This window comes from Acidocella sp., assembly GCF_013044125.1.
Lineage (GTDB): Bacteria > Pseudomonadota > Alphaproteobacteria > Acetobacterales > Acetobacteraceae > Acidocella.
The window spans coordinates 1-8,719 of record NZ_JABEVC010000074.1 but is presented as its reverse complement, the minus strand read 5'-3'; the positions used below and the strand labels follow the sequence as shown (position 1 = coordinate 8,719).

Below are 8,719 nucleotides of genomic sequence, written 5' to 3'. Positions count from 1 at the left end.
CCGTCCAGACTTGAGACCCATAACCTGCCTCCACGGTTAAGAATCTCCAAACCTGACAAATCACGTTCGAATCGGGCAAGAGTTTATGACACAGTAAGACTAGCCCTTGCCCCTAAAACGCCAGCACCGTCGCGCGATCAGCGCGCCGGCACTACCGCCAGGCGCTCGATAATTGTCCCGCTCTTAAAGCTTTCAACGATTTCGTCCACATCCTCAGGCGCCTGCGGGCGGTACCAAACGCCCTGAGGATATACAACCATCAGGGGTTGAGCTGTACAAAATCCTAGACAACCGGAGCTGGAGAGTCCGATTTCTCCATTCATGCTCTCGGCGTCCAGTTTGGCCTTCAGCAGGTCGAAGTATTTGCTGCTCCCGGCAGTGCCGCAGCTACCATGCGGATGCCCCGGCGGGCGTTGGGTGAGGCACATAAACACATGGTGCTTGAAAACCTGCGGCAGCTCGCTCATCACGCCCCCTCCGTCAACGCCACGTTATTGGCTTTCAGCATCTCCACCAACTCGCCCGTCGCCGTCATGTCGTTCACAATGTCGGCGCCACCGATAAACTCGCCGCCAATATAGAGCTGCGGGATGCTCGGCCAGTCGGCGTAGATCTTGATGCCGTCACGGATCTCAGGTTCCGCCAGCACGTTCACGCTGGAGAACTGCACCCCCAATTGCATGAGGATGCGCGCCACAGTGGCGGAAAACCCGCATTGCGGCGCCAGCGGCGTGCCCTTCATGAACAGTACTACCGGGTCGGCGGCTATAATCTCTCCGATCCGTGTTATTACGTTGTCACTCATATTCTGGCCTCCTTGTCTTTTGCTCTGGGCGATAGGCAAGAAGCGGGCCATCCAAGCAGCCTGACCACCGCTCAGTTTGTGCCGCTTTGCGACACAAACGACGTCGCCAATGCGACAACAGGCCAACAAAACCGGCCGCGAGCGCGGCAATGGCCTGGTTTTTGCTTATATTGCGGGCGACATTAAGGAGCCCCGCGATGCAGGCGCAACCCGTTGGCGGACACCGCCGCCCCTTTGCCGTTATACTCGGCACGAATGAAATTGCCTCGGCGGCAGCGGTACGGCTTCACCAGCGCGACTACTTCACCGTGCTCTCGCACGACCCGTTCCCGCCCGTCATCCGCCGCCGGATGGCCTTTCACGACGCGATGTTCGACGAAGCCATCACCCTCGATGGGGTCAGCGCGAAACGCACTGAGGGCTTGCGGGACCTGCTAACGCTGCGCCAGCAGGGGCAACAAGTCGCGATCACCGAAATGGGGCTGACCGACCTGCTGGTGTTGCAGATGCCCGATCTGTTGATCGACGCACGTATGCAGAAATACCAGGTAACACCGGATCTGCGCCACCTGGCGCGCCTAACCATCGGCCTGGGGCCAAGCTTCGCGGCCGGCAAGAATTGCGACTTGGCAATTGAGACCCGCCCCGGCAAACGCGGACGCATCGTGCAGAACGGCGCCACCGAACGGCCTGACTGCACGCCTCGCCCACTGGGCGGACGCGGCGAGGAACGCTTCGTCCGTTCCGGCTTTGCTGGCCGCTGGTACACGCCGCTTGAGATAGGCCAGCGCATCTTCAAGGATTTCCCGGCCGGTTTTCTTGACAACATGCCCGTGCTAGCGCCGTTTGATGGTGTGCTGCGCGGCGTGGTCCGAGACGGGCAGGAAGTGCAGCCAGGAGTAAAGCTGCTGGAGATGGACCCACGAGGACGCAACGCCGTGTGGTGGGGGATGGAGGAACACGCACTGAACATCGCCACTGCCGTGCTCAAGGCACTGATTCTGCACGCCAGCCGCGTGGGCGACGACGAATAGCTGTGACCGGAAAGAAGCCATGCGTCGTCATCCTCAAGTAAAAAAAATTAAATGATAACAATTCTCGTTATATTGACTTAATTATTTTTATATGAGAAGTGTCGTCTCCAGGGCACCCACGGCGTTACCGCTGGAACCAAGGAGGCGAGGCATGGGAATCATTGAAGATAAACTGGCGCAGCTCAAGCATCAGGGTTTCTGCGAAATTGAAAGATGGGAGATTTTGACGAAATTTCCAGGTCGCGAAAGGATCACGGACAGTATCTGGTCAAACTTGAAGGAAGAATATGAGGAAAGGTTCGGCGTTGGTGACCGCTTGATGGTTCTCAAATGCGACGAGACGACCACCCCCCAGAAGTATGTCCTTTTCAACAAAGGCAGGGCGAGCGTCATCGGTTAGGCATTGCCGTTTTTGCCGGCTTTGCTGGTCCGCACTTTTCAGTTCGTAGGATGGGCAGAGCGAAGCGAAGCCCGTCCTACGCTGCTGATTGAACCCAGCAAAGGTTGAGCATTTGATTACGTTGGGCGGCGAATTGGCCCGCAACGTCCCGTATGTGTCCATTCCATTTACAGCCAACAAATGAGAGCAAGGAGCATATTAAATGTCCAAAGACGGGCCACCAAGCGGTCGGATAATTTTCGGGCCGCGCCGAGAAAAGTCAATGGCAGCACTCAACCTTCGTAAACTTTTGGCCGAGCGACCACATCTTCAAGAAAAAGCAGATGAGATGACCAAGCAAGGCTCGCGGGCGGATATTATCCTTAAGCACTTCCGCGAGAGCGGTGATGCTGAGCAATTTTATGTGGCGTTCTATCGAGGTGAGTATGCCGATAAGTTTGTCAGAGACAGGTATTCCGACGATTTGGCCGCCTTGAGGGATGAAATCAGGTCAAGCCTTAGCCTTAAGCTTTATACCGGGGCATTACTCATGATGTACGATAAGATCAGAACAGAGTGGCTTGAAGTGAAAAGCGTCCCAAAATTGGTAAATTCAAAACGAAACAATCAACCAAAACCGTAGTTATCTTCTTTAGATATTTCCCAATATACAATGCCCTCAAACGTTTGTGGACCACCTCTGATGTAAATGGCCCGCGAGTGTACCGCACTGTCCGCCGGTAATTTGGCAAGGCACGACATAAGCGTATCGGGCAGCAGCGCTGGTGCAATGCCAAGAGGCATTGCACCGTACTCCTTACATTCTTGCACGATGTCCGCTTTCCACACTCTCGAGAAGTTCGAGCCCAAGCTGTCATCGGCCGCGTAGAAACTGAAGATAGCCACGGTTCATCATCGCGATCGCGTCCTTGACCAAGCGAATCGTCTGGGCGCGGACCGGCAGGGTTTTCCAGCCCGGTTCGCGGACGGCTTGCGGCCCGAAAACGGCTTCCGCGATTTCCCTATAGGTCGCGGCTGACAAGCGGCCGTCCAGAGCGTGTAACATCTGGATCAAGCGTTTGCGGTGTAAACGATGCGAGCTGCCCACCTCGCGGCGCGTTTTGATTTGCTGGACACTGCCGTCTTGAATTTGGGCGAGGTGATATTGTGGATAAAGACGGTCCTGATCCTATGCGTAAGCATAGCCTTAAGAACGCGGAGTACCATCGGGTCGAGGTGATCACGGGCCAGAAGCGTCGGCGGGATTGGACTGCAGAGGAGAAGGCTGAGATTCTCGCCGCCACTATGGCGCCGGGTGCCACGGTGACGGAGGTGGCGCAGCGTTTTGAAGTCAGCCGGGGTTTGCTTTGGACCTGGCGCCGTAAGGCGATGGACGAGCTGGCGGAAGGGATGGCGCCGCGTTTTGTGCCGTTGCGTATTGAGAGTGAGGTTGCCGAGAGCACGGCTGTTGTGGCGGAGCCGGCGTCACTGCCATCGTGCCCACCATCGGGCCGGGAGCAGCCTGCCGGATCGATTGAGATTGAGGTTGGGCGGGCCCGGGTCCGGGTGGAAGGCGCTGTCGATCCTGAGGTGTTGCGTCAGCTGCTGGGCCTGATCGGACCGCAACGGTGATCTTGGGCATTCCGGCCCGGCCGGGGCTGCGGGTGATGGTGGCGTCCAAGCCCGTTGATTTTCGTCGGGGTATGGACGGCCTCGCGGCGCTGGTGACACAGGTATTATTGGCCGACCCATTCGCCGGCGATCTGTTCATCTTCAGGTCGAAGCGAACCGATAGACTCAAGCTCATTTTTTGGGACGGCTCCGGGCTCTGTATGGTCAGCAAACGGCTGGAGGCTCGCGGTTTTATTTGGCCACCGGTGCAGGATGGAACAGTCACGCTGAGTGTTGCGCAGCTGCGGATGTTATTCTCCGGAATGGATTGGACGCAGATCCCCGCGCGATCTCCACCGCCGGCGAGGCTGCAGAGGCCGGCAGAAAAATTGCAGTCAGCGTCTTAATTCTCTGGCGAAACGCCTGGCATGTTTGATAATTTGCAAGCATGTCGGATGGTCAAAAATCCCCGCTTGATACGGTGCATTTGCTGGCGTTGAACGCGGCATTGCGGGCGGAGAACGAGAACCTGAAGGCGGTCGTGGAGACCTTGCGGCGGGCACTGTATGGCGCGCGATCCGAGCGGCAGCTTGAGCAGGCGGGCCAGCTGCCGCTGGCGTTGAACGATCTTTCCGCGGCACCGGTGGAGCCGGCCAAATTGCCGCGGCCGGCGAATTCCAACCGCCCGGCGCGGCCACGGGCGGTGCGCAATATCGGCGGTCTGCCGGCGCATTTGCCGCGGGTGCACGTCACCATCGAACCGGCGCGGCTGGCTTGCCCGTGCTGCGAGGGCCAGCTGCACCGGATTGGTGAGGATGTCAGCGAGATGCTGGACGTGGTGCCGGCCATCCTGCGCGTGCGCTGCATTCACCGGCCGCGCTATGGCTGCCGGGCCTGTGAGAGTCCGGTGGTGCAAGCCAAGGCGCCGGCGCGCCCGGTCGATGGCGGCATGCCGACGGTCGATCTGCTGGCGCATGTCGCGGTGATGAAATTCGCCTGGCACCTGCCGCTGCACCGGCAGGTCAAAATGCTCGCCGGCCAGGGTGTTGATCTGGATGTTTCGACTCTTGTGCACTGGATCAGCCGGGCGGCCTGGTGGCTGAAACCGCTGCATGCGCTGCTCGCGGCAACCATCCTGGCGGCGCCGAAGATTTTTTGCGACGACACGCCGCTGCCGGTGCTGGATAAAACACGCAAGCGAACGCGCATTGCCCGGCTTTGGTCTTATGCGATGGATGATCGCCCATGGTGCGGGCCGGCGCCGCCGGCGGTGGTTTACCTCTACGCCGAAGACCGCAAGGGCCGGCATGTCGATGAACATCTGGCTGGTTTTAACGGTGTGCTCCAGGTCGATGCGTATGCCGGCTATAACCGGCTGACCAAACATAGTCGCCGCGGTGGACCCGTCAGGCTCGCCTTTTGCCTGGCCCATGCGCGCCGCAAATTCTTTGAAGTGCATAAGGCGACCGGCTGTCTTGTCTCGGGCGAAGCGTTAGAGCGCATTGCGGCCATCTATGCCATCGAGGCGCGCATCCGCGGCACCAGTGCCGAAGAGCGCCTGGAAGTGCGGCAGGCTGAGAGCCAAGCCTTGTTCGACGCGTTCAAACCTTGGCTGATGGATCGCTTAAGCGAAATTTCTACCAAATCCCCGTTGGCGAAGGCCATTCGTTATACGCTCGGACACTGGAACGGGCTTGGGGCGTTTCTGACCGATGGCCGTGTCGAGGTGGACTCCAATACCGTGGAGCGCACCATCAGGGCGATCAGCCTGGGCAAAAAGAATTCGTTATTCGCCGGCTCCCCGGTCGGCGGCGAGAACTGGGCAATTCTGGCATCACTCATCAACACGGCAAAACTTCACGACCTCGACCCGCAGACTTATCTTGCCGACGTGCTGGAGCGCATCGTCTCCGGTCAGACCAAGGTCAACGCGCTGGCTGAATTGCTCCCCTGGAACTGGAAAGCCGCCCGTGCCGCCCAGGACGTGAAAGTGGCGGCATGATGCGCCGGTCCCGCGAACCGGCGCCGGTGGCACAAGGCGAGACGCGGACGCCAATGTCCCTTGAGGAGATCGATTGCTGGCTGCGCCAGCCACGCGCGCCCCAGCCCATCGCCGAAAACCTTTCCATGCTCGACGGTTTTATGGCCGCGATCGTCGCCGGGCCGGCAACCTATGAGCCGCTCGCCTGGCTCTGCCCGCTGATCGGCGTGCGCAGGGACGCCATCAACGACGGCACGACCGAGGAATACGCCGCTATCGCCGCCACGGCAGCGCATCACAACGCGCTGTCCACTATGTTGAGCGAGACGCCCGAACGCTTCGCGCCAATATTTTTACACGATGCAAAGGGCGCCGTTGACATCGGGCCCTGGTGCCGCGGCTTTTATGCCGCCATCCAGCTCAATCCAAAATTCTGGCGCAAGCTTCTGCCGGCCCGCGGCCTCGCACATTTGTGGCTAATCCCGATCCTGGCGCATTGTGTTGACGAAGACGGCCGCCCAGTCCGCGGCGCGCCGCCGCTTGGTCCGCTTACCGAGCTGGCGCGCTTTAACGCCGGCCGCGAAATTCCAGGCGCGGTTGCCGCCATCAGAAAGTTCTGGGCGCCAACTCGATACAACCGCCCCTCCTGACCGCCCCTGCCGCAAACACGAATTCTCGCGCCAAAATTCAAACCGATCACCGTGGTTCGGTCGCATCGCTTACATAAAAGCTGTGTATATTTCCTGGATGTGTCATAGCGCGAGCGCCCGTTTGAGATCGTCATGCTCGAAAGCGCTGGCCATACGGGTGATTTCGGAAGACTTGGCACCAGCCTTCCGCGCGGTCTCCCGCCAAGTTGCCGTTACCGTCGCGACTTCCTTGATGATCGAACGCGCTGCCGCCAATCCAAGGCCAAAATATTCCGCCGCCTCTTCAAGAAGATCGATCGAGCAAGTACCCTCGTTGAGGTCGATGTTCGTCGTCAGGACGCGAGCCTTGAGGTCAGTCGGGACCGGGTTGAGATCGTAGGCAGGTGAGAGCGACCAGCCCGCTTTGCCGAGCCACAGGAACCCGTGGTTGCGCAAGTGATCATCGACATTCGAGATCAGCACGTTGAAGGTGACGCGCCGGTAGAGAGCGTGCGCGTCAATTTTTGCTTGCGCCCCATGTTGGGTGAGCGCGTCAACGATTTCTGGATAACTGCCATGGTCGCCGTCCTTCGATCCGGTCATCGCCATGGCGGAGAGAAAGGGGATTCGGACAGCCCCCGCGCGATCGAAGCGCCGCGATAGCAGCACGGCTTTCCCGGCGACCTGGAGAAGCTCATGGCGAGGGGTCGTGATACCGGAGCGCGCGGCGAGACGCAGTGCGATCTCCTCCCAGGTCTCCATACTGTAGTCATCGGTCTCCTTAGGAAACTTCGCGATGGAGAGGTGTCCATGCTGATCGATTACGGATGCCTTTGGTCGCGCGCCCCCGAGGGACGAGCCGGGGGCGAAGATGAGTTGGAGATCCTCTTCGGTCTCTTCATCGCGCAGAATTCGTTCGGTGACTTGGAGGAGACGGCCGAGTTCGATCAGTGCGGGCACGCCTGCTTTGGTTGGTGCCTGAAACACAGGGTTACCCATCCAGCGGAACCGGAGAGCGCCGAGGCGCGTCTCATCCGCCACCCCAAGAAGATAGTTGCTTTCGGAGAGGGTGCGGATGGCCCGGCCTTCGCGATTGGCCTGACGGCGCTCAGCACGTTGCATGAGACGCCGGCCCCAGGTGTCGGGCGCGGAGTCACCGATTGACCCGAAGATCGCTTGGCCGGCCAGAGGGGCGAATGTGCCGCGGGTCAAAGCAAGTGCCGGTTCGATCGAGAAGCGGTCAGGATTGGCGAGCCACTCGGGAGTATATTCAAAAACCACGGTCTCAGTGCCCCGTACCGTGTTGCTTCGGACCAGCCCAACTTGGTGTAAGTGCCCTTGGAGGTCGATGTGAACTTCTATATCAGGCATGATTTGCTGGCTCCGGGGCACGCTTCATGCGAACCCGCCTTGGCAACGCGGCACTCGAGAGTGCTTGTCCGACGCTATCGCGGCCAATGTCGGCGATATTTCCGAGGTCGTCGAGGAGGCCGAGCGCCTGCAGGACGGCGGCATAGATGCCGATACCGACATTGGCATCACCAGCTTCGACCCGTTGCAGGGTAGAGCGGGACGTGAAAGCACGCTCGGCGACGACAGCCATGGGCAGTCGGCGGCGGCGGCGGGCGTCACGGATATCCAATCCCAGCTTGCGCAAGGTGCGGCGTACAGCGGCGGGGGGGTGGTGTGGGGTTGGCATTTTGATGTCTTTGCGCGACTATTGAGCATATTTGTGTAGCACAAAGTTTACAAAATATCCAGTACCAACCGATCACGTGTTTCCACGGTATCGCTCCAAGCCAGGCCAACCTGGCCAAGCGTCAGGTTGGCCTTTGGTCCCGGGCGGCTCATGTGCGACTCGCGGTCTGCTTGCTATACAAAAGCGGTCAACAGAGGAGTTGCCAATGCCGCGTGTCGCTACCGCCACATCGTCCTCCGAGGAGGTTTGTCACCTGATTGACGGCCTGATTGAGGCGGCGGCGAAATTTGTGGCGCGTGAGCGTGGCGATGGCATCGTCCGCAAATGGTTGCCCCAGCGTGAGCGGGATGTGCAGGATATGTCCGAGGAGCGGATGCTCGCCATGATGGCGGATGCCGTGCTGCTTTCGTCCGATTTGTTGCTCTCGCAGCCTTCGGCAAGCGGAACTACCGCATTTGACCGTCTTGCCAGGAGCCGCGCCAGTGCGCCGGCGGCGGAGAGGGAGGCGATGGCGGCACTTTGCCGTGCGCGATACCGTTTGCTGCGTCTGGAGCAAGGCGCTGACGGTGCCGGGGTCGGGG

At 59.7% G+C, this 8,719-nt stretch carries 13 protein-coding genes; 8 read left to right on the top strand and 5 right to left on the bottom strand.

All coding sequences use genetic code 11. The annotated features are described in order from the left end of the window. Positions 1–137: 137 nt before the first annotated feature. Positions 138–467, bottom strand: a complete 330-nt coding sequence (locus tag HKL97_RS04640) for a ferredoxin (RefSeq protein WP_291422936.1) — start codon at positions 465–467, stop codon at positions 138–140. Further along, on the bottom strand, positions 467–805 hold the full coding sequence (gene grxD, locus HKL97_RS04635; protein ID WP_291422935.1) for a Grx4 family monothiol glutaredoxin: 339 nt from the start codon (positions 803–805) through the stop codon (positions 467–469). Before grxD ends, HKL97_RS04640 begins: the two co-directional genes overlap by 1 nt. 197 nt (positions 806–1,002) lie before the next feature. Between grxD and HKL97_RS04630 the strand changes: the two genes are divergently transcribed. The 3 genes from HKL97_RS04630 (at position 1,003) to HKL97_RS04620 (ending at position 2,861) form a co-directional block, all read left to right on the top strand. After that, on the top strand, positions 1,003–1,839 hold the full coding sequence (locus HKL97_RS04630; RefSeq protein ID WP_291422934.1) for a hypothetical protein: 837 nt from the start codon (positions 1,003–1,005) through the stop codon (positions 1,837–1,839). Between the two features lie 151 nt (positions 1,840–1,990). Continuing rightward, positions 1,991–2,239 carry a hypothetical protein gene (locus tag HKL97_RS04625; RefSeq protein ID WP_291422933.1) on the top strand — a complete coding sequence of 83 codons (249 nt, stop codon included), beginning with the start codon at positions 1,991–1,993 and terminating at the stop codon, positions 2,237–2,239. 202 nt (positions 2,240–2,441) lie between these two features. Further along, positions 2,442–2,861, top strand: a complete 420-nt coding sequence (locus HKL97_RS04620; protein WP_291422932.1) for a hypothetical protein — start codon at positions 2,442–2,444, stop codon at positions 2,859–2,861. A 231-nt stretch (positions 2,862–3,092) separates the two neighbouring features. Here the strand turns inward: HKL97_RS04620 and HKL97_RS04615 are convergent, their stop codons facing one another. Then, complete coding sequence (locus HKL97_RS04615; RefSeq protein ID WP_291422931.1) at positions 3,093–3,326, bottom strand: DUF2285 domain-containing protein; 234 nt, start codon at positions 3,324–3,326, stop codon at positions 3,093–3,095. Between the two features lie 59 nt (positions 3,327–3,385). Here HKL97_RS04615 and tnpA point away from each other — a divergent pair, with 59 nt between their 5' ends. The 4 genes from tnpA to HKL97_RS04595 are packed head-to-tail and all read left to right on the top strand — an operon-like array spanning position 3,386 to position 6,460. Continuing rightward, positions 3,386–3,850 carry an IS66-like element accessory protein TnpA gene (tnpA, locus tag HKL97_RS04610; protein ID WP_291422930.1) on the top strand — a complete coding sequence of 155 codons (465 nt, stop codon included), beginning with the start codon at positions 3,386–3,388 and terminating at the stop codon, positions 3,848–3,850. A 2-nt stretch (positions 3,851–3,852) separates the two neighbouring features. Continuing rightward, positions 3,853–4,236 (top strand): IS66 family insertion sequence element accessory protein TnpB, encoded by a 384-nt coding sequence (tnpB, locus tag HKL97_RS04605; RefSeq protein WP_408820699.1) that lies wholly within the window; start codon positions 3,853–3,855, stop codon positions 4,234–4,236. Between the two features lie 41 nt (positions 4,237–4,277). Continuing rightward, entirely contained in the window at positions 4,278–5,831 is a 1,554-nt protein-coding gene (gene tnpC, locus HKL97_RS04600; RefSeq protein WP_291422928.1) for an IS66 family transposase, read from the top strand. Then, positions 5,828–6,460, top strand: a complete 633-nt coding sequence (locus HKL97_RS04595; RefSeq protein WP_291422927.1) for a UPF0149 family protein — start codon at positions 5,828–5,830, stop codon at positions 6,458–6,460. The genes tnpC and HKL97_RS04595 overlap by 4 nt, the downstream gene beginning before the upstream one ends. Before the next feature lie 102 nt (positions 6,461–6,562). On the opposite strand, the gene HKL97_RS04590 is transcribed toward HKL97_RS04595, so the two are convergent. Further along, positions 6,563–7,810, bottom strand: a complete 1,248-nt coding sequence (locus HKL97_RS04590; RefSeq protein ID WP_291422926.1) for a type II toxin-antitoxin system HipA family toxin — start codon at positions 7,808–7,810, stop codon at positions 6,563–6,565. Continuing rightward, entirely contained in the window at positions 7,803–8,042 is a 240-nt protein-coding gene (locus HKL97_RS04585; RefSeq protein WP_291422925.1) for an XRE family transcriptional regulator, read from the bottom strand. The genes HKL97_RS04590 and HKL97_RS04585 overlap by 8 nt, the downstream gene beginning before the upstream one ends. 301 nt (positions 8,043–8,343) lie before the next feature. Between HKL97_RS04585 and HKL97_RS04580 the strand changes: the two genes are divergently transcribed. Continuing rightward, positions 8,344–8,719, top strand: a 376-nt coding sequence (locus HKL97_RS04580; protein ID WP_291422924.1) for a hypothetical protein, incomplete at its 3' end; no start/stop codon positions are given.